Genomic DNA, 20,437 nt, shown 5'->3' on the forward strand with positions numbered 1-20,437 from the left:
GCTGTCTCCTGTCGTTGTTGCTGGACTGGCTCAAAAATACAGCTCTTCGATCGCCCGCGAAACCGGGATTTTGCCCTGCGCCAGCAGGGCCCGGTGCTTGTCCAGGCGCTTGACGTCGTAAAGATAGTTCACCATCAGGCCGTAGGACTGCTTGACGCCCTTGCCCGACGGGTCGCCGGCCCAGTTCAGGCGCTCGATCCGCGCGCCGTTGCCCAGGTGGAAGCGCGCCACCGGGTCGGCCGGCTTGCCCTGCTGCAGCTCGCGGCCCAGGTACTGGGCGGCGCAGGACGTCAGGAAGGCGCGCAGCGGCGACTTCGGCTCCAGCGCCAGCGGCTTGTCCAGCGCGGCCAGCAGCGCTTCGGCCGTCAGCGGCTTGGCGCCGGCGGCCCGCGCCAGTTCGGCGCCGGCCTTGTCGCCGGCCTGCTCCAGCATCGCGCCAGCGTTCTTGTGCAGCCAGGACCGCAGGCCGGGGATCGGCGACAGCGTGGCGAAGGTCTTCAGCCGCGGGAATTCGTCCTTGAGCGTTTCCGCCACCCGCTTGATCAGCGAATCGCCGAAGCTCACGCCGCGCAGGCCGGTCTGGGTGTTGCTGATCGAATAGAAGATGGCGGTGGTGGCCTTTTCCAGGTCGGCCGGCGCGGCGGCCTCGTCCAGCAGCGGGGTGATCGAGGAGGCGATTTCGTCCATCAGCGCCACCTCGACGAAGATCAGCGGCTCCTCGGGCAGCCGCGGATGGAAGAAGCCGTAGCAGCGGCGGTCGCTGTCCAGCCGGTTCTTCACGTCGTCCCAGCTGCGGATGTCGTGCACCGCCTCGTACTTGATCAGCTTCTCGATCATCGAGGCCGGCGAATCCCAGCTGATGCGGCGCAGCTCCAGGAAGGCGACGTCGAACCAGGTCGAGAACATGTATTCCATCTCGACGTCCAGCGCCTGCAGCCGCTTGTCGGATTTCAGCTGCGGCAGCATCTCGGCGCGCAGGTCCACCAGGAAGCGGATGCCTTCGGGAAACACGCTGATGCGCTGCAGCAGGCGGCGCCGCGGCGACACGGTGGCGCGGCGCAGCCGCACTTCGGCGACCGCCTCGTCGGCGGTGCCGACGGCGGCGGCGTATTGGGCCTGCGCCACCTTGGCGGCCTTCTGGTCGGCGACGAACTGCTCGCTCATCAGCAGCCAGAGGTCGTGCCGCTCCTGCGGCGCGGCAGCGGCGTACCAATCGGCCAGCGCCTGCGCGCGGCGCCCGCCCTCCACCTCGCTGACGTGCGGATCGACGATGGCCTGCAGCTGCGCCAGCATGCGCCGCAGCGCCCGCGGCGACAGCGCCTCGTTGTCGCGCCGCAGCGTGGCCTGCAGCCGCTGGCCGGTGGAACGCGGCGCCGGCGCCGGCGCCGCCCTGGGCGCGGCCGGCCTGGTCTGCTGCGCCAGCGCGGCGCGCAGCGGCTGCAGCGCCGAGCCGGCATCGGCCGGCATCATGGACATGAGGCTCCGGCCCGCGCCGCGAAAGATCCAACTGCCAGCGTTCATGCCAACCTCGACTTGGTGCTGCTTGCCAGGTCGCGCAGCGCCGTGCGCTGGCGGGTGAGATGGGTGCGCATGGCCACTTCCGCGCCCTCGGCGTCGCGCGCCTTGAGCGCGGCGAACACCGCCATGTGCTCGGCCAGGCTCTGCTCCAGCCGTCCCGGCGCATGCAGTTGCTGCAGCCGGGCCAGCTTGACGATCTTGCGCAGGTCGCCGATCACCTGGGCCAGCCAGCGGTTGCCGGCCAGCGCGATGATGGCCTCGTGGATCTCGAAGTTGACGGCGTAGTACTCGTTGATGCGGCGCGCCTTGGCATGGCGGCCGAGCTTGTCGTGCAGCAGCTGCAGCGCCAGCAGGTCGGCGTCGCTGGCGTGCAGCGCCGCCTCGTGGGCGCAGCGCCCTTCCAGCAGCGCGATCACCGGGAAGATCTCGTCCAGGTCCTGCGCGGTCACCTGGTTGACGAAGCAGCCGCGCCGCGGTTCGTGGCGCACCAGGCCCTCGGCGGTCAGCACCTTCAGCGCTTCCCGCAGCGGCGTGCGCGAGATCTTCATCTGCGCCGACAGCGCCACCTCGTCCAGGAAGGCGCCGGGCGACAGCTCGCCGGCGAAGATCCGCTCCCGCAGCTGGGCCGCGACCTCGTCGTGCAGGGAGTTCTGGATCACGCGCATGGGGAAGACAGGGCTGTTGGGCCGGCTCCGTAATTTCCTGTAATTACGGCTAATTATGCAACCCCTGCCGGCCGCGTGCCAGCAAAACCGGCGGATCGATGGGCGGGCGTGGCGGCTAGACCACGGCGCGCTTGCCGGCCCCCAGCCACAGCCCGATCCCGGCCAGCACCATCGGCACGCACAGCCACTGGCCCATGCTCATGTTCAGCGCCAGCAGGCCCAGGTAGCTGTCCGGCTCGCGGAAGAACTCGGCGACGAAGCGCAGGATGCCGTAGCCGATCAGGAACATCGCCGCCACCTGCGCCTGCTTGTGGGGCTTGCGCGCATACAGCCACAGCACCACGAACAGCAGCAGCCCCTCCAGCAGGAACTGGTACACCTGCGAGGGATGGCGCGGCAGCATCGAGCCGCTCTGCGGGAACACCATGCCCCAGGGCAGGCTGGGGTCCGAGAAGCGCCCCCACAGCTCGCCGTTGATGAAGTTGCCCACCCGACCGGCCGCCAGGCCCGGCGGCACGCACGGCGCCGCGAAGTCCATCACCTGCCAGAACGGCTTGCCGCGCGAGCGCGCGAACCACACCTGCGAGCCGATCACCCCCAGCAGGCCGCCGTGGAAGCTCATGCCGCCCTGCCAGACGTAGAAGATCTCCAGCGGATGGGACGCGTAGTAGGCCGGCTTGTAGAACAGGCAGTAGCCCAGCCGGCCGCCGATCACCACGCCCATCACGCCCAAGAACAGCATGTCCTCCACGTCCTTGCGCGTCCAGGCGCCCGGTCCGGTGATCGCGGCGAACGGCGGATGCCGCAGCCGGCGGGTTCCCAGCCAGTAAAAGAGGGCGAAGGCCGCCAGGTAGGTCAGGCCATACCAGTGGATGGCGAAGGGCCCGAGCTGCAGGGCCACCGGATCGATTTTTGGATACATCAGCATGCGGGGTATTGTGCCCACCTGTCAGGCGGGCCCGGCGCCCCCTGCCGCCTTGACGAACGCGACGAAGCGTTCCAGCGCCGGCGCCGGGCCCGGCCCGGCCTGCGGCCAGACCAGGCTGGTCTCGGCGCCGGGCACCGGATTGCCGCGCGGCGCGCTCACCTTGCGGTACACCACGCCTTGGCGCTGGAACTGGCGCACGCTCTCGGGCACCCAGGCCACGCCCAGGCCGGCCGACACCAGGTTGACGATGGTCTGCATCTGGATCGCCTCCTGCGCCACCAGCGGCGCCCGGCCGGCGGCCCGGTAGACGCCCAGGATGGCGTCGTGCAGCGAAGGGACGATGCGGCGCGGAAAGATCACCAGCGGCTGGTCCAGCACCTGCGCCAGCCTGGGGCTGGCCGCTGCCGCCAGCGGATGCGGGTCGGGCAGCGCCAGCACCAGCGGCTCGCGCGTGACGCGCAGGTGCTGCAGGCCCGGCGGCACGAAGCCGGGCGAATGCAGCATGAAGCCGGCGTCGAGCTCGCCGCGTTCCAGCGCCTGCAGCTGCACGTCTCCCGTCGCTTCAATCAGTTCCAGCGCCACGTTCGGATAGCGGGCGCGGAAGCCGCGCACCCACTGCGGCAGCTGGGCGAAGCCGATGGTGGAGACGAAACCCAGCCGCAGCCGGCCGATCTCGCCGGCCTGCGCCGCCCGCGCCTGCGCCGGCAGCGCCCGGGCACGGGCCAGCAGGTCGCGCGCCGCCGGCAGCAGCGCCGCGCCGGCGGCAGTGAGCTGCACGCTGCGCTTGGTCCGCTCGAACAGCTTCACGCCCAGCAGGCGCTCCAGCTGCGCGATGCCCTGGGTCAGGGGCGGCTGCGTCATGTGCAGGCCGGCGGCGGCGCGGCCGAAGTGCAGCACTTCGGCGACCGCCACGAACTGGCGCCACAGGCGCAGGTCGATCACCGGGTCGGTCATATGCACCGCATATTAAACCAAGCGAAAGAAGCGATTGGAAAGAATCAGTAGCGCGGCGCATACTGCTTGCCTTCCCCAGCCAACCCGAGCCCGCCATGGACACCAAGGTCATCCAGATCAACCGCCGCAGCAAGAACATCGTCGAGGGCAAGTCGCGCGCCCCGAACCGCTCGATGTATTACGCCATGGGCTACCAGGAAAGCGACTTCAAGAAGCCGATGGTCGGCGTCGCCAACGGCCACAGCACCATCACGCCGTGCAACAGCGGGCTGCAGAAGCTGGCCGACGCGGCAGTCGCCGGCATCGAGGAAGCCGGCGGCAACGCCCAGATCTTCGGCACGCCGACCATCAGCGACGGCATGGCGATGGGCACCGAGGGCATGAAGTACTCGCTGGTCAGCCGCGAGGTGATCTCCGATTGCGTGGAGACCTGCGTGCAGGGCCAGTGGATGGACGGCGTGCTGGTGGTCGGCGGCTGCGACAAGAACATGCCCGGCGGCCTGATGGGCATGCTGCGCGCCAACGTGCCGGCCATCTACGTGTACGGCGGCACCATCCTGCCGGGCCACTACAAGGGCCAGGAGCTGAACATCGTCAGCGTGTTCGAGGCGGTCGGCCAGAACGCCGCCGGCAACCTGAGCGACGAAGACCTGCGCGAGATCGAGATGCGCGCCATCCCCGGCACCGGCTCCTGCGGCGGCATGTACACGGCCAACACCATGTCCAGCGCGTTCGAGGCGCTGGGCATCTCCCTGCCCTACTCGTCCACCATGGCCAACCCGCATGAAGAGAAGGTAAATTCGGCCCGCGAATCGGCCAAGGTGCTGATCGAGGCGATCAAGAAGGACATCAAGCCGCGCGACATCGTCACCCGCAAGTCGATCGAGAACGCCGTCGCCGTGATCATGGCCACCGGCGGCTCCACCAATGCGGTGCTGCACTTCCTGGCGATCGCGCACGCGGCCGAAGTGGAATGGACCATCGACGACTTCGAGCGCGTGCGCCAGAAGACGCCGGTGCTGTGCGACCTGAAGCCCTCGGGCAAGTACCTGGCGGTGGACCTGCACAAGGCCGGCGGCATTCCGCAGGTGATGAAGATGCTGCTGAACGCCGGCCTGCTGCACGGCGACTGCATCACCATCTCCGGCCAGACCGTCGCCGAGGTGCTCAAGGACGTGCCGGACCAGCCGCGCGCCGACCAGGACGTGATCCGCCCGATCGGCAAGCCGATGTACGAGCAGGGCCACCTGGCGATCCTCAAGGGCAACCTGTCGCCCGAAGGCGCGGTGGCCAAGATCACCGGCCTGAAGAACCCGGTGATCACCGGCCCGGCGCGCGTGTTCGACGACGAGCAGTCGGCGCTGCAGGCGATCCTCGACGGCCGTATCAAGGCCGGCGACGTGATGGTGCTGCGCTACCTCGGCCCCAAGGGCGGGCCCGGCATGCCGGAGATGCTGGCGCCGACCGGCGCGCTGATCGGCGCCGGCCTGGGCGAGAGCGTCGGCCTGATCACCGACGGGCGTTTTTCGGGCGGGACCTGGGGCATGGTGGTCGGCCACGTCGCGCCGGAAGCGGCGGCCGGCGGCACGATCGCCTTCGTGCACGAGGGCGACTCGATCACCATCGACGCCCACAAGCTGGTGCTGGAGCTGAACGTCCCCGCCGCCGAAATCGAGAAACGCCGCCAGGCCTGGACCGCGCCGAAACCCCGCTACACCCGCGGCGTGCAGGCGAAGTTCGCCTTCAATGCGTCGAGCGCATCCAAGGGCGCGGTGCTGGACGACTACTGACACCTGTCATCCCGGGATCGACCCGGGGATCCATCCTTCTCCGGGCGCCCCGCCCCGGTCGCGTTGAGCTTGTCGAAACGCCGCCACGGCAACTCCGCGCGGCGCGACAGGCAGAGCCCGACGCGGGCTCACACTGCGGCGGTCGGCGCGGCGCGCCGACTTCGCTGCGAAATCCGGTCCGGCACCGGCGTCATGGAATCGGGAACACACAGGGCAGCCGGGGCACAGCCCCGGCCGCCGCGCCGATGCGCTGCGCCCTCCCCGGCCTCGCCGTCCGGGCGGAGGATCGAACGACGCAGGGACCCGGAGGGAAAAGGGATGGATCCCGGATCAAGTCCGGGATGACAGCCGCTACCCGATCAACCCCGGCAACCAGGTCGCGATCGGCGGGAACCAGAACACAGCCGCCAGCAGCACCAGGCTCATGACCACATAGGGCACGACGGCGCGGAAGATGTGTGCCATCGTCACCTGCGGCGGGGCGACGCCGCGCATGGTCATCAGCAGCAGTCCGTGCGGCGGCAGCAGCAGGCCCAGCTGCATGCAGATCAGGAACATCACGCCGAACCACACCGGGTCGATCTGCAGCGACTGCACGATCGGCATGAAGATCGGCAGCGTGATCATCATCATGCTGACCTGGTCGACGAACACCCCCAGGAAGATCAGGATCAGCATCATGCCGACCACGATCATCGCGGTCGACAGGCCCTGTCCGGTGATGAACTGCACCAGCCCGTTGCTCGCGCCGGAGAACGACAGGATCTGCGCGAAGGTGGTGGCGCCCAGGATGATGAACAGGATCATCCCCGAGATGCCGGCCGTCCCCTTGAGCGCCTTGAGCACCGCCTCCCGGGTCAGCACGCGGTAGGCCAGCGCCAGCAGCATGGTGGCGAAGGCGCCGATGGCGGCGCACTCGGTCGGCGTGGCCCAGCCGTCGGCCAGCGCCCCGACCACCACGGCGAAGATCGACAGCGTGGGCAGCACATAGGCGAAGAACGGCTGCCAGCGCGCCCAGCCGCTGTACTGCACCTCGGTGTCGTCTTTCGGCGCCAGTTCGGGGCTGATGCGTACCCGCACGATGATCCACACCACGAAGGCGATCGACAGGATCACGCCGGGCACCACGCCCCCGACCAGCAGCTTGGAGATCGAGATGCCCGACAGCGACCCGAGCAGCACCGTCAGCGCCGACGGCGGGATCAGCATGTCGACCGCGCCGATGGCCATGATCGGGCCGGTGGCCAGCACCGGGTGGTAGCCGCGCGCGAGCATCACCGGCAGCATCAGCGAGCCCAGCATCGCGGTGGTCGCGATGGTGGATCCGGAGATCGCCGAGAACACCGTTCCGGCAACGACGGCCACCACGGCCAGCCGTCCGGGCAGGCGCCGGATCAGCCGCTCCACGCCCTCGATCACCTTGAGCGCCAGGCCGGTGTGGAACAGCACCTCTCCCATCAGCACGAACAGCGGGATCGGCGTCAGCGAGAACGCCGTGACCGAGCTGACGCTGCTGCGCGCCAGTTGCACCAGCCCCGGCTCGCCGCCCATGTAGAGCCAGGCGCCGACGATGTTGATGGTGATGAAGGTGAAGGCCACCGGCATGCCGATGAACAGCAGCACGGTGGAGCCGCCCAGCATCAGCCAGGCGGCGAATCCCCAGCCGCCGCTCATGACGCGCTCACCGCGTCGTGCCGGGGGCCGCGGACGCCCCGCAGCAGGCGCAGCATGCGAAACAGCATTTCGATGCCCAGCAGCACGAAGACCACCGGCAGCGGCGCCAGCGCCCACCATTCCGGGGTGACCAGGGTCTTGATGTTGACGGCGCCGGAGACATAGCTGGACCAGGCGGCCTGCGTGCCATACCAGGCGATGACGGCGCAGCAGGCCAGCCCGATCACGTCGCCCACCCATTCGAAGGCCCAGGCCAGCCGCGGCGGCAGCGCCTGCAGCAGGATGTCGACCCGGATGTGCTGGCCCTGGCGCAGCAGCCAGGGCGCCACGCACATCGTGATCAGGTACAGCATCAGCTCGGAGATTTCGTTGCTCCAGGCCAGCCCCTGCGGCCAGCCGGGGACGGCCAGGTTGCGCAGTGCGACATCACCCACGATGATGAACATCATCGCCATCAGGATCGCGCAGCCCACCAGCGCCAGCGACGACAGCATCCGGCCGTAGATGCCGGAGAGCGAGGTGATCACTTGGAGAACAGCGTCTTGAAGCGGCCGGCGATCTCGGGACTCTGCTTGATGGCACTGGCCCAGCCGATGTCATAGGCCTTGTCGCGGAACGCCTTGGCGGTGGCAGCGTCGAAGCGGATCGCCTGGATCCCGGCCTTCTCCTGGCGCGCGACTTCGTCGCTGGCGTACTTCACCCAGAAGCCGTTCTCGGCCTCCAGCGCCAGCAGCTGCTTGTGCAGGTAGGCGCGCTGCGGTTCGGTGAGCCTGCGGTAGGCCGGCAGGTTCATCACCAGCGAGACCTCGGCGTCGTAGAAGCCCGGGTCGATCCGGTACTTGGTCTTTTCCTGCCAGTTCAGGTCGAAGATGCCGCCGATCGGCCAGCCGTAGCCGTCGACCACGCCGCGCTCCAGCGCGGTGTAGACCTCGCCCGGCGGCGTGGTGATGACGTTGGCGTTCAGGGCCTGGAAGAAGTCGCGGTACACCGGCGTGATGCGGATCTTCTGGCCGCTCAGGTCCGGCTTGTCGACCTTCTTGTTGGTGTAGATGTGGAACGGCTGGTTCTCCACCATCCGCGCCAGGTATTGCATGTTGGCCTTCTCGTTCCAGACCTTGTTGATGGCGTCGAAGGCGCCGTTCCTGCGCTGCTCCGCCACCGGGATCTGCGTCAGCTTGAGGAAGTCGGCCTCGGGCATCACGTTGGTGTAGAACGCGCCGGTGTTCAGCGCCATGTCCACCACGCCGGTCTTGACGGCGTTGCCGGCCTCGAACGGCGGGATCGCCTTGGGCCCGCCGATGAAGTTGATCTGCAGCACGCCCTTGCCCTCGGCGTTGACCTTGTGCACCCACGGCAGCAGGCGCTGAACGTAGATGCCGTTCTCGGCGAAGGCGCTGACCAGCCGCAGCGTCACCTCCTGGGCGCAGGCGGCGCCGGACAGCCCTGCGGCCGCCAGCAGGGCCAGTATCGTCTTCGGGATTCGTGCATTCATGGTTTTTCTCCTGGTGTCCAAAAAGAAATCGTCAAAGCCCCAGGTACCGCGCCCACAGGCCGCGGTCCGCATCGAGCTGCTGCGAGGTCCCGCTCCACACGGGCCGCCCCTTTTCGATGATCACGTGCCGGTCGGCGACGCCGATCAGGCGCTGCACGTACTTGTCGATCACCAGCATGGCGTGGCCAGCCTGCCGCACCCGCGCCAGCACCTTCCAGACTTCCTCGCGCACCAGCGGCGCCAGCCCTTCGGTGGCTTCGTCCAGGATCAGCAGCTGCGGATTGGTCACCAGCGCACGGGCGATCGCCAGCATCTGCTGCTCGCCGCCCGAGAGCTGGCCGCCCATGTGGCTGCGCCGTTCGGCCAGCCGCGGAAACAGCTCGAACAGCCGCTCGGGAGTCCAGGGCTGCGCGCCGCCGGCGCCGGCGCGGCGGAATGCCGTCAGGTGCTCCAGCACGCTCAGGTTGCCGAACACCTGGCGGCCCTCGGGCACCAGCGCGATGCCCTGGCGCGCCACCCGGTGCGGCGCCATGGCACCGATCGGGCGGCCGCCGAAGACGATCTCTCCCGCGGTCGGCCGGATCAGTCCCATCACCGAGCGCACCAGCGTGGTCTTGCCCATGCCGTTGCGCCCCAGCAGGCCGACGATTTCGCCCGGCCCGATGTCCAGGTCCATCCCGAACAGCACCTGGCTGCGGCCGTAGCCGCAACACAGGCCGCGCACCTGCAGCAGTTCGCCGGCAGCGGCCCCGCCGTTCATTGCGCCTCCTGGCCGGTGCCGAGGTAGGCGTCGACGACCGCCGAGTCGCGCCGCACATCCTCCGGCCGGCCGCTCGCCACCACGTGGCCGTTGACCAGCACCGACACCGTGTCGGCCAGCCGGAACACCGCGTCGACATCGTGCTCGATCAGCAGCACGGCGACCTCGCCGCGCAGGCCGTCGATCAGGCTGCTCATGGCTTCGGATTCCTGCAGCCCCATGCCCGCCAGCGGTTCGTCCAGCAACACCAGCTTGGGGCTGCCGGCCAGCGCCATGCCCACCTCCAGCGCCCGCTGCTCGCCGTGCGACAGCTGCTCGATGCCCCAGCCGCTCTTGTCCGCCAGGCCGAGTCGCGCCAGCAAGCCTTCGGCGCGCCCGAACAGCGCCGTGTCGGCCCGCACCGGCCGCCAGGCGGAAAACGTGCGCCCGCCCGCGGCTTGCAGCGCCAGCGCCAGGTGCTCCAGCACCGTCATGCTCTTGAACAAGCGGGTGACCTGGAACGAGCGGACCAGCCCGCGGCGCGCGCGCAGGTGCGTCGCCATCCGCGTGATGTCGCTGCCGTCGAAATGGACGGTGCCGCTGTCGCTGGCCAGCTGGCCGGCGATCTGCGCCACCAGCGTGGTCTTGCCGGCGCCGTTGGGGCCGATCAGCGCATGGATCTCGCCGGCGGCCACCTGCAGGTCCACCCGGTCGGTCGCCTGCAAGCCGCCGAAGCGCTTGTTCAGGCCTGTCACCTGCAGCAGCGGCACGTGCGTCATCGGGCTGTCCTCCGCCCTGCCAGGCTGGCCAGCGCACCGCCCAGCCCGTGCCGCGCGAACAGCACGACGGCCAGCAGCACCCAGCCGATCCAGAACTCGTGGTACTCGGTGTGCGCCGACAGCAGCTCCTGCATCAGCAGCAAGGCGACGGCGCCCAGCACCCCTCCCCACAGCGTGCCCACCCCGCCCAGGATCACCATCACCAGCAGCGTGCCGGACTGGGTCCAGTGCAGCAGGTTGGGGCTCACGTAGCCCTGCAGGTTGGCGCTCAGGCCGCCGGCGACGCCGCACAGCACGCCGGCCACGACGAAGACGACCAGCTTGCTGGCGAACACCGGCAGGCCGATGGCCTCGGCCCGCACCTCGTCGTCGCGCAGCGCCTGCACAGCGCGGCCGAATCGCGACCCGGAGAACCGGTGCAGCAGCAGCATCACCAGCACCAGCACGGCGAGCGCGCAGTAGTAGAGGGTGGCGGGTTGGTGCAGGTCGAAGCCGCCGGGCAACAGCACGCGGGTGCGCACTGCCAGCCCTTCGTCGCCGCCATAGCCCTTCATCGAATTGGCCAGGTAGAACAGCATCTGCGCGAAAGCCAGCGTGATCATGATGAAGTAGACGCCGCGGGTGCGCAGCGAGACGGCGCCGATGGCCAGCGCCACGACACCCACGGCCACCGCGATCACCAGCAGGTGGACCGGCGCGGACCGCACGCCTTCGCTCAGCAGAATCGCGCTGGCATAGGCGCCCAGGCCGAAGAAAGCCGCGTGGCCCAGGGAAATCATGCCCCCGTAACCGAGCAGCAGGTTCAGGCTGGTGGCGGCGACGGCGTAGATCAGGATGCGGCTGGCGACACCCAGGTAGAAGTCGGCGCCGGCAGCCTGCAGCGCCCAGGGCAGCGCCAGCGCCGCCAGCAGCGCGCCGATCGCAGCGGCCCGGGCGGCGGTCATCAGCTGCGCACCGGGAACAGTCCCTGCGGACGGAACACCAGCATCACGACCATCAGCAGGTAGACCGAGATTGACGCCAGCGCCGGCCCGGCGGCGCTGGCCCATTGCGGCGGCAGCGCGTCGCGCAGCAGCTGCTGCAGCAGCGTGCGGCCCAGCGTGTCGACGGTGCCCACCAGCAAGGCGCCGATCAGCGCGCCGCGGATCGAGCCGATGCCGCCGATGACGACCACCACGAAGGCCAGGATCAGGATGTTCTCGCCCATCCCCACCTGCACCGCCAGCAGCGGCCCCAGCAGGCTGCCGGCCACCGCGCACAGCGCCGCGCCCAGGCCGAACACCAGCGTGAACAGCCGCCCGACGTTGACGCCCATCGCGGAACTCATCTCGCGGTTGGCGGCGCCGGCCCGCACCAGCGCGCCGATGCGCGTCTTCTGCACCAGCAGGTAGAGCAGCAGCGCGATCACCAGCCCGACGCCGATGATCAGCAGCCGCCAGGACGAATACACCAGCCCCGGCAGGATCTGCACCGGGCCGTCCAGCGCCGCCGGGACCGACAGCGGCAGGTCGTTGCCGAACACCATCTTCACGCCGTCGTTCAGGATCAGGATCAGCGCGAAGGTGGCGAGCACCTGCGACAGGTGGTCGCGCGCGTACAGCGTGCGCAACAGCGACGACTCCAGCAGCATGCCGAACAGCGCGGTGAGCAGCACGGCGCCCAGCGCGCCGAGGAGGAAGGAGCCGCTGACCCGCGTCAGCCAGGCGGCCAGGAAGGCGCCGACCATGTACAGCGAGCCGTGCGCCAGGTTGATCATGTCCATCACGCCGAACACCAGCGTCAGCCCCGCCGCCAGCAGGAACAGCATGAACCCCAGCTGGAAGCCGTTGAGCGCCTGCTCGAAGACCAGGAGGCCGCTCATCGCGCCGCCGCGCCCCGCGTCACTTGGGCATCATGCACTGCTGCACATAGGCGTCGCCGTGGTCCTTGAGGATCGGCTCGTTGAAGGACTTGTTGACCAGGCCGCCCTTGCCGTCGCTGCCGATGGTGCGCACGTAGTAGCTCTGGATCGGGTACTGGTTCTTGTTGAACCTGAAGGGGCCACGCACCGAGTCGAACTTCGCGCTGCGCAGCGCACGGCGCACCGCCTCCTGGTCCTCGAGCTTGCCCTTGGTGTCGCGCACGGCGGCATTGATCAATTCGGCGGTGTCGTAGCCCTGCGATGCATACAGCGTCGGCATCCGCTTGTATTCCTTCTGGAATTCGGCCACGAAGCGCTGGTTGGCCGGGTTGGCGAAGTCGGGCGACCAGTGGGCCGTGTTGAACAGGCCGGCCATCGCGGGCCCGACCGGGCCGATCACGTCCTGGTCGGCGCTGAAGCCGGGCAGCAGCAGCATCGTTTCCTTGCCCAGGCCGGCGCCGACGAACTGCTTGATGAAGTTGATGCCCATGCCGCCCGGCAGGAAGGCGTACAGCACCTGCGGCTTGGCGGCGCGGATCTCGGCCAGTTCGGCCGCGTAATCGAGCTGGCCGAGCTTGGTGTAGTTCTCGCCGATCACCTGGCCCTTGAAGGTGCGCTTGAAGCCGGCCAGCGAATCCTTGCCGGCCTGGTAGTTCGGCGCCACCAGGTACACGCTCTTGAGCCCGCGCTGGTTGGCGAAGGCGCCGGCCGCCTCGTGGTAGGCGTCGTTCGGCCAGGACACCGCGAAGAACAGCGGATTGCAGTCCTTGCCGGCCATCGACGAGGGCGCCGCGTTCGGGCTCAGATAGATCGTCTTGTTGTCGATCGCCTCGGGCAGCGCCGCCAGCATGATGTTGGAGAACACCACGCCGGTCATGAAGTCCACGTGGTCGCGCTTGACGTTGCGCTCGAACAGCTGGCGCGCCACCTCGGGCTTGAACTGGTCGTCGCTGACCAGCACCTCCGCCGGCAGGCCGCCGAGCTTGCCGCCATGCAGCTTGACCGACAGCAGGAAGCCGTCGCGGATGTCCACGCCCAGCGCCGAGGACGGACCCGACAGTGTGCTGACGAAGCCGATCTTGACCTTGTCCGCCGCCTGCGAGGCGGTGCAGAGCGCCACCAGCGCCATGCCAAGCAGGGTCTTGTTCAAGGCCGGGATGCGGCGGGGGCGGTTCGCGTTCATGGTGGCTCCTCGTTGTTCGATGGACCGGCGGATTAGACCCAGACTTGCAGCACGTAGTCAAACGGCGCCTGGCCGTTGAACAGGTCGACGCGCTGCAGCCGGATGCGCAGCGCGCCGTCGGCACCGCGCACCAGCCGGTGGTGGTAGCTGCCGCCGAAATGGCGCACCGTGTCGCGCCGCAGCTCCATCATGTGGAAGCGCGACCGCACGTGGATCTCGCCGCCGCCGGTCGATTCCAGCACCACGTGGCTGACGATGTGGTTGGTCTCCCACATCGGCGCCTGCGACCAGGCGTTGGGGTGCGAGACGCGGCCCTTGCGGATCTCCATCAGCAGCTTGTCCTCGGCGAAGATCGACGGCGATCCCTCCCACTCCACCTGCTCCGGCGTCGCCGGCATCCAGTACACGCCCTGCGGGTCGAACAGGTCGATCCAGGCCTGCCAGTGCTTGCCATCGAGCAGTTCCGCCTGCAGGTAGAGCAGCTGCTCCACCTCGCGCTGCAGCTCGATCTGGGCGGCGGTGCGGGGCACCATCCCCGGCGTTGGCAGCTGGCGCGCCGCCGGTGCGGTGCCGGCCTGCGCGGCGCGCGGCGAGTGGCCCGGCTCGACGGCCTGCGCTCCCGTGCGGTCGGCGCCCTCCTTCGCCTCGATCACCACTTCCTGGCCGAGCAGGTGCTCGAAGTCGGGGCCGGCGCTGGGGATCGCCGCGCCGGGGCTGGACGTTGTCTTGCTCATGTCGTGCTCCTTCAGGCCGTGAGGTACTGGGTCCAGGCGCGGAACTGGTTGCGCATCACCGCCTCGGAGGTGCCGTGGTTGGAATAGGTGACGCCCTTTTCCTCCCGGTCGTCGCCGTACCAGCGGTGGAAGCTGACCCAGTCGCCGCCGTTGGACTGCAGGCCCCACTGGCCCTTGGTCCAGTTCTCCAGGTCGTCGGCGTTGATCATCGTCGCCGGCGAATTGACCAGGTTGTAGTACCAGAGGCTGCGCCGGTAGATCGCCTCGGGCGCGCCCTTGAGGCGGAAGTGCCAGATCTCCGACAGCGTCTTGTCCGGCGAGATCGGCCGCAGGCAGCGCAGCTGCTGCAGCGGCGACTGCACCGACAGGTAGGGATAGACCAGCACGTGGTGGATGCTGCGCGAGAGGTATTCCTCCGCCTTCTCCGCGCCGTAGGCCTTGACCAGTTGCGCCTCGTGCTCCAGCGTGTCCGGGTCGCGCGGCCGCAGGCCCATGTAGGCCTTCAGGATGCCGTGGCCGCGCGGGAAGTTGATGGTCTGCACCGCGTCCCACTGCTCGAAGCTGGAGGCGAAGGTGGACAGGTAGTGGTAATACAGCGGCGCGGCGCCCTGCTCCGCCTTCAGGCGCTTTTCCACCCGGCCGGCGGAGATGCCGGTGGACTGGTGGGTGACCGAGGGATGGAGCGAATCGAGCTGGTTCTCCATGAAGAACTTCCAGTTCGAATGCTGGATGACGCGGTGGCAGATCGGCACCACCTCCACCTCGCCGACCGGCGAGCGGTCGCACATGTCGTCGAACGCGATCCTGGCCTCGCCCAGGAAGTCGGCCAGCGGCGGCCCCTCGTCCGAGAGGCTGGCGAACACGAAGCCGCGGTAGCTGTCCACCCGCACCGCCGGCTTGACCGAGCAGTCCGGGTTGTCGCGCGTCATGCGCGTGTTCTCGTAGCCCTTGGCCAGCGGGATGGCGCGCACCTTGCCGTCCAGATGGAAGCTCCAGGCGTGGTACGAGCAGACGAAGGCGTTGCCGGTGTTGCCCTTGAGGTTGCCCACCAGCTGGACGCCGCGGTGCGGGCAGCGGTTGTGGATCACCTTGATGCTGCCGTCGCCCTGCCGCACCATGATCATCGGCTGGCGCCCGATCGTGACGGCGTAATAGTCGCCGGGGGCGGGCACCTGCGATTCATGGCCGCAATAGACCCAGGTGCGCTCCCAGATCCGTTCCATCTCCGCATCGAAAATCGCCTGGTCGGTGTAGACGCTCTTGTGGACGCGGTCCGGTTCGACGAGTTGCTGGACATTCATCTTGCTCTCCGGTCAGTCATGGGTTCGGTTCATGTTAGGCAGCGGCCAGCAGCTTCTCAAGCGCCTGGCCGGTGTCGTCGGCCAGCGCCGCCTGGCTCAGGTCGCGCAACTGCTGCGCGCCGTGCGGCGCGGCCTGCAGCCGCGGCAGCACGGCCACCAGCCGCTGGTAGTTGCCCCAGCCGCGCGCATGGGTGTCGCCATAGCCCTTGATGAGGCGCTGGGAACGGGCCACTTCGAGCGCCAGCTCCGGATGGGTGCCGGCCAGCCGGGCCACGGTCGCCAGCCACTGGCCGATGCGCTCGTGCTCCACCTGGAAGCGCAGCGACCGGCGCCGCATGCCGCGCAGCGACGCAATCGCATAGAGCAGCAGGTAGCCGCGGATCGAGCTGGTGCGGACGATGCGGCCCTTGCGCGTGAACGGCTCGACGCAGGAACGGGCCCAGCGGGTGGCCAGCAGCCAGCGGCCGACCGGCGCCGGCAGCGTGTCGGCGATCTCTTCCAGCCGCGGGTGCATGAACTCGTTGATGTCCAGTTGCTGGTCGCCTGCCAGCTTGACCTCGCCGCCGACCCGCTGGAAGCGCGAGCGGCGGGTCTTGAGGTCAGCCACCCGGATGGTGTCTTCGTACGACATCCACAGCGCCAGGTGGCGCGCCGTCTCGTCCAGCAGGTCGGCGCGCGCGGCGCGCAGCGGCTGCAGCAGCTCCAGATAGTGCTGCGCGTAGGCGACGTCCTGGTAATCCGCCAGCCGCAGGATCGCCGCCTGCAGCGTCGGCCGGGCGGCCGCCGGGAATTCGAGCGCGATGCGCTGCGCCAGCGCCGCCAGCCGCGGCCCGACCGCCGGCACCGGCTTCTCGGGTTCGGCCGGCAGCGAGGCCTGCGTGGCGGCGTCGTATCCCGCACCGAAGGCCTGCAGGCTGGCGTTGACGCCCACCCCGGCGCGGCGCACCGTGTCCTCGAACTGCGCGCGGCTGAACGGCAGGGCATCGGACGCCGCCAGGGCACCGTACAGGGCCGGCCCGATCAGGCTGCCGGCGCGCTCGGCCAGCAGGCCGAAGTCGGCGCTGACGAAGCGCCGCGCCGCCGCCCGGCCGCCGGCCAGCAGCTTGTCCGAGTCCACCCGGCCGTCGCCCATCGCGGTGCGCTCGGTCATCGAATAGACGCGGTGGGTGGAGGCGATGAAGGTCGTGCGGTCGGCCGTCACCAGGCCGCGCTGCAGGGCCCGGCCGGCCTCCATCAGCTCGGAGGCGATGACGATGTCGACTTCGCCCGGCACCGGGCTCAGCCCCAGCACCGGCTGCGCCCCGGCGGGAATCGCGGCTGCGGGGAACAGCTCCAGGTAGTAGATGGTGGCGCCGGTGCGCTGGGCGACGCCGGGCACCGAGGTGGTCTGGGCGACGAAACCGTTGCTTTCGGCCAGGTCCACCAGCCAGTCGGCCAGCACGCCGCCGCCCTCGCCGCCCATGGCGAGGATCGCGATGGTGATCGCGCGTCCACTACTCCGTTCGCCCTGAGCCCGTGGGGTCATGCCGCCAGGCCCTCCAGCCGGCGCTCGATCCGCGCCTGCAGCCATCCGATGACGGCGCCGCGCAGCCTGGCCTTGAAGCGGTCCCAGCGGCTGGGGTTGTTGATGATCTCGGCCCGGTAGAACGAAGGGCACAGCACGGCTGCATGGGCCACCTCGCCGCACAGGCCGCAGCCGACGCAGCTGTCGATCACGGTGGCGATGGGGTCGCGCCGCAGCGGATCGGGATTGGGCTTCACCGTCAACGACGGGCAGCCCGAGAGCCGGATGCAGGAATGGTCGCCGGTGCAGGTCTCGGGGTCGATGCCGAAGCGCTCGCGCACCACCCGCTCGCCGCCGGCGATCCGCTTTTTGATCAGCGGCCTGATGCGGCGCTGCTTGTTCAGCATGCATTCGCTCTGCGCCACGATGACCTTGGGGCCCTTCTGCTTGGTCGTCAGCGCGTCGCGCAGCGCATCGCGCATCCGCTCCAGGCTGTAGGTGTTGTCGACCGTCCGCACCCAGTCCACGCCGACACCGCGCACGGCCTTCTCGATCGGGTTGTTGGTGTTGCGCAGCGTGTTCGCCGCCCGCGACGACGGCAGGTCCTGGCCGCCGGTTGCCGCCGAATAGCCGTTGTCCACCACCAGCAGCAGGTTGTCGGTCTGGTTGAACACCGCGTTGCCGACGCCGCTGGTCAGGCCGTTGTGCCAGAAGCCGCCGTCACCCATGATCGAGATGGTGCGCTTGTCGGTCTCGCGGGTGTTGAAGGCGGAAGCGCCGGCCCAGCCCAGGCCGTAGCCCATGGTGGTGGCGCCGATGTTGAAGGGCGGCAGGATCGAGAACAGGTGGCAGCCGATGTCGCAGCTGACGTGGTGCTGGCCCAGCTCGCGCTCGATCAGCTTCATGGCGGTGAAGATCGGCCGCTCCGGGCAGCCGGTGCAGAACGAGGGCGGCCGCGGCTGCACTTCGGCCGCCGCCTGCTGGATGGCGAACACCTTGGGATCGCCGTTGGGCAAGGCAGGCAGCGGTGCCGGCCGCGCCGCCAGCGGCAGTTCCCGGCCGGCCAGCAGTTGCGGCGCGTAGCTCTCGACGAAGCGCGCCACGGCCTTGACCACCACGGCGCCGGTGTATTCGCCGGCCATCGGCAGCAGGTCCTTGCCGTGCACCCGGGTCTGCACGTCGGCCTTGCGCAGCATGCTGTTGACGGCCTGCTCGATGAAGTCGGGCTGCCCCTCTTCCACCAGCAGGATGGCGCGCTTGCCGGCGCAAAAGCGCGTGAACTCGGCGTCCACCAGCGGATAGGTGACGTTCAGCACGTACAGCGGGATGGCCGAATTGCCGAAGGCGTCTGCCAGCCCGAGCAGCTCGAGCGCCCGCAGCACCGCGTTGTAGAGGCCGCCCTGCAGCACGATGCCGAACTCCTGGGCGTCGGCCGCGAAGAACTCGTTGAGCCCGCGCTCCTGGATGAACCTCACCGCGGCCGGCCAGCGGCGCGAGATCTTCTCCTGCTCGTGCAGGTAGCTGGCCGGCGGCAGCACGATGCGGTTGACGTCGCGCAGCGGCGCCTCGATCGCGTCCTTGAGCGTGAAGGCCGGCCGCTTGTTGGCCTTGGCGGTGAAGCTGCCGTGCACGTGGCAGGCGCGGATGCGCAGCTCCAGCATCACCGGCGTGTTGCTGGCCTCGGACAGCTCGAAGCCCTGCTCCACCGCGTTGACGATGCTGGGCAGGTTGGGCCGCGGGTCCAGCAGCCAGACCTGCGACTTCATGGCGAACGCGTGGGAGCGCTCCTGCATGATGCTCGAGCCCTCGCCGTAGTCCTCGCCCACGATCAGCAGCGCGCCGCCGGTAACGCCGCCCGACGCCAGGTTGGCCAGCGCATCGGAGGCGACGTTGGTGCCCACGGTGGACTTGAAGGTGACGGCGCCGCGCAACGGGTAATTGACCGAGGCGCCGAGCGTGGCGGTGGCCGTGGCCTCCGAGGCGCTGTGCTCGAAGCGCACACCCAGCTCCTGCAGGATGTCGTTGGCGTCGGTCAGCACGTCCATCAGGTGCGAGATCGGCGCGCCCTGGTAGCCCGCCACGTAGGAGACGCCCGATTGCAGCAGCGCCTTGGTCACGGCCAGGATGCCCTCGCCGCGGAATTGCTCGCCCTCGCCCAGCCGCAGCAGCTTGACTTCGGAGGCAAACGATCGTTCAGCCATGGCGATTGGGGTGTCTCACTGGCGCGAATTTACGCAGCGCCCGCCCATCTGGCGAATGGTTTCTATCCATGGGCTACATTGACGTGGTGAATGATCGGGACTAACCCTGAAGCCGCCGCCAGGCACTGGAGCGCCATGAACTTCCGCCAGCTCGATCTCAACCTGTTGCGCGTGCTCGCGGCCATCCACCGCACCGGCTCGGTGACGGCCGCCGGCCGCTCGCTGGCGCTGTCCCAGTCGGCCACCAGCAACGCATTGGCGCGGCTGCGGCGCTTCTTCAACGACGACCTGTTCGTGCGCTCGCCGGCCGGACTGCAGCCGACCCGCCTGTGCGAGACGGTGGCGCCGGCCGTGCTGTCGCAGCTGCGCGCGCTGGAGGCGCTGGTGACGGGACAGGAGGACTTCGTTGCGGCCACCAGCGACATGCACTGGAAGCTGTCGCTGTCGGACCTGGGCGAGATGCTGTTCCTGCCCGCCCTGGCGGCGGCGCTGCGGGCCCAGGCGCCGCACGGCCACCTGTCCAACGTCTCGGTGGCGGCGGCCGACGTGGCGACCGCGCTGGAGGCGCGCGACATCGATTGCGCCATCGGCATCCTGCAGCCGCGGCACCGCGGCATCCGCTCCGCGCTGCTGTTCCGGGAGCAGTACGTCGCGCTGACGGCGCCGGGCTGGCGGCCCGCCAGCGGCCGGGTCGGCGCCTCGCTGTCGGGCCAGCAGCTGGCCGGCGCCTCGCTGGTGGTCGCCTCGCCGACGGCAACCTTCCACAGCAGCGTGGAGCAGATGCTGGTGAAGATGAAGCTGGCCGACCGGATCGTGCTGCGGGCCCGGCACTTCGGCGCGCTGCCGGAACTGGCGGGCTCCACCGACCTGCTGGCGATCGTCCCCGACATGTACGCCCGCAACCTGGGCGAGCGCTACGACCTGCGGATGTGGCGGCTGCCGCAGGCGCCCCGCTACGACGTGCACCTGGTCTGGCACGCGAGCACGGCGCAGGACCCGGCCCAGCAGTGGATGCGGGCGCTGGTCCAGAAGCTGTTCGGGCGGCAACACTAAGGGGGAGCGGGAGCAGACAGCC

General features: G+C 69.3%; 18 protein-coding genes. 2 read left to right on the forward strand and 16 right to left on the reverse strand.

Annotated elements, in window-relative coordinates; translation table 11 throughout:
• Window positions 1-30: 30 nt before the first annotated feature.
• From ACFPOE_RS09340 to ACFPOE_RS09355, 4 genes are all read right to left on the reverse strand, one after another.
• On the reverse strand, window positions 31-1,521 hold the full coding sequence (locus tag ACFPOE_RS09340) for a malonyl-CoA decarboxylase domain-containing protein (protein WP_376849814.1): 1,491 nt from the start codon (window positions 1,519-1,521) through the stop codon (window positions 31-33).
• Complete coding sequence (locus tag ACFPOE_RS09345) at window positions 1,518-2,183, reverse strand: GntR family transcriptional regulator (RefSeq protein ID WP_376849815.1); 666 nt, start codon at window positions 2,181-2,183, stop codon at window positions 1,518-1,520. The genes ACFPOE_RS09340 and ACFPOE_RS09345 overlap by 4 nt, the downstream gene beginning before the upstream one ends.
• A 115-nt stretch (window positions 2,184-2,298) precedes the next feature.
• Window positions 2,299-3,111 carry a prolipoprotein diacylglyceryl transferase gene (lgt, locus tag ACFPOE_RS09350; protein WP_376849816.1) on the reverse strand — a complete coding sequence of 271 codons (813 nt, stop codon included), beginning with the start codon at window positions 3,109-3,111 and terminating at the stop codon, window positions 2,299-2,301.
• A gap of 21 nt (window positions 3,112-3,132) precedes the next feature.
• Window positions 3,133-4,065, reverse strand: coding sequence for a LysR family transcriptional regulator (locus ACFPOE_RS09355; protein WP_376849817.1), 933 nt, complete (start codon window positions 4,063-4,065; stop codon window positions 3,133-3,135).
• Between the two features lie 95 nt (window positions 4,066-4,160).
• On the opposite strand from ACFPOE_RS09355, the gene ilvD reads away from it, so the two are divergent.
• The gene (ilvD, locus tag ACFPOE_RS09360) at window positions 4,161-5,855 is read left to right on the forward strand and encodes a dihydroxy-acid dehydratase (RefSeq protein WP_376849818.1); all 1,695 of its coding nucleotides are present in this window, start codon (window positions 4,161-4,163) and stop codon (window positions 5,853-5,855) included.
• A 351-nt stretch (window positions 5,856-6,206) separates the two neighbouring features.
• Here ilvD and ACFPOE_RS09365 read toward each other — a convergent pair whose 3' ends face one another.
• Genes ACFPOE_RS09365 through ACFPOE_RS09420 form a run of 12 tightly spaced genes read right to left on the reverse strand, consistent with a single transcriptional unit; the run spans window position 6,207 to window position 19,362 of the window.
• Window positions 6,207-7,529, reverse strand: coding sequence for a TRAP transporter large permease (locus ACFPOE_RS09365; RefSeq protein WP_376849819.1), 1,323 nt, complete (start codon window positions 7,527-7,529; stop codon window positions 6,207-6,209).
• The gene (locus tag ACFPOE_RS09370; protein WP_376849820.1) at window positions 7,526-8,056 is read right to left on the reverse strand and encodes a TRAP transporter small permease; all 531 of its coding nucleotides are present in this window, start codon (window positions 8,054-8,056) and stop codon (window positions 7,526-7,528) included. The genes ACFPOE_RS09365 and ACFPOE_RS09370 overlap by 4 nt, the downstream gene beginning before the upstream one ends.
• Window positions 8,053-9,021 (reverse strand): TRAP transporter substrate-binding protein DctP, encoded by a 969-nt coding sequence (gene dctP, locus ACFPOE_RS09375; protein WP_376849821.1) that lies wholly within the window; start codon window positions 9,019-9,021, stop codon window positions 8,053-8,055. The genes ACFPOE_RS09370 and dctP overlap by 4 nt, the downstream gene beginning before the upstream one ends.
• 31 nt (window positions 9,022-9,052) lie before the next feature.
• Window positions 9,053-9,754 (reverse strand): ABC transporter ATP-binding protein, encoded by a 702-nt coding sequence (locus tag ACFPOE_RS09380; protein ID WP_376850630.1) that lies wholly within the window; start codon window positions 9,752-9,754, stop codon window positions 9,053-9,055.
• 23 nt (window positions 9,755-9,777) lie between these two features.
• Window positions 9,778-10,539 carry an ABC transporter ATP-binding protein gene (locus tag ACFPOE_RS09385; protein WP_376849822.1) on the reverse strand — a complete coding sequence of 254 codons (762 nt, stop codon included), beginning with the start codon at window positions 10,537-10,539 and terminating at the stop codon, window positions 9,778-9,780.
• Window positions 10,536-11,483, reverse strand: a complete 948-nt coding sequence (locus tag ACFPOE_RS09390) for a branched-chain amino acid ABC transporter permease (RefSeq protein WP_376849823.1) — start codon at window positions 11,481-11,483, stop codon at window positions 10,536-10,538. The genes ACFPOE_RS09385 and ACFPOE_RS09390 overlap by 4 nt, the downstream gene beginning before the upstream one ends.
• Window positions 11,483-12,400, reverse strand: a complete 918-nt coding sequence (locus ACFPOE_RS09395) for a branched-chain amino acid ABC transporter permease (protein ID WP_376849824.1) — start codon at window positions 12,398-12,400, stop codon at window positions 11,483-11,485. The genes ACFPOE_RS09390 and ACFPOE_RS09395 overlap by 1 nt, the downstream gene beginning before the upstream one ends.
• 19 nt (window positions 12,401-12,419) lie before the next feature.
• Complete coding sequence (locus tag ACFPOE_RS09400; protein WP_376849825.1) at window positions 12,420-13,622, reverse strand: ABC transporter substrate-binding protein; 1,203 nt, start codon at window positions 13,620-13,622, stop codon at window positions 12,420-12,422.
• Between the two features lie 32 nt (window positions 13,623-13,654).
• A complete protein-coding gene (locus ACFPOE_RS09405) occupies window positions 13,655-14,356 on the reverse strand; it encodes an aromatic-ring-hydroxylating dioxygenase subunit beta (RefSeq protein ID WP_376849826.1) in 702 nt (233 codons plus the stop codon).
• Window positions 14,357-14,367: 11 nt separating this feature from the next.
• Complete coding sequence (locus tag ACFPOE_RS09410) at window positions 14,368-15,657, reverse strand: aromatic ring-hydroxylating oxygenase subunit alpha (protein WP_376849827.1); 1,290 nt, start codon at window positions 15,655-15,657, stop codon at window positions 14,368-14,370.
• Window positions 15,658-15,691: 34 nt separating this feature from the next.
• Window positions 15,692-17,182, reverse strand: coding sequence for an indolepyruvate oxidoreductase subunit beta family protein (locus ACFPOE_RS09415; protein ID WP_376849828.1), 1,491 nt, complete (start codon window positions 17,180-17,182; stop codon window positions 15,692-15,694).
• Window positions 17,179-19,362, reverse strand: a complete 2,184-nt coding sequence (locus tag ACFPOE_RS09420) for a thiamine pyrophosphate-dependent enzyme (protein WP_376849829.1) — start codon at window positions 19,360-19,362, stop codon at window positions 17,179-17,181. The genes ACFPOE_RS09415 and ACFPOE_RS09420 overlap by 4 nt, the downstream gene beginning before the upstream one ends.
• Window positions 19,363-19,497: 135 nt before the next feature.
• Here ACFPOE_RS09420 and ACFPOE_RS09425 point away from each other — a divergent pair, with 135 nt between their 5' ends.
• Window positions 19,498-20,415: a LysR family transcriptional regulator gene (locus ACFPOE_RS09425; RefSeq protein WP_376849830.1), complete on the forward strand. Its 918-nt coding sequence runs from the start codon at window positions 19,498-19,500 to the stop codon at window positions 20,413-20,415.
• Window positions 20,416-20,437 lie beyond the last annotated feature (22 nt).

Origin of the sequence: Caenimonas terrae, from assembly GCF_042655405.1 — a bacterium.
Classification (GTDB): Bacteria; Pseudomonadota; Gammaproteobacteria; order Burkholderiales; family Burkholderiaceae_C; genus Ramlibacter; species Ramlibacter terrae_A.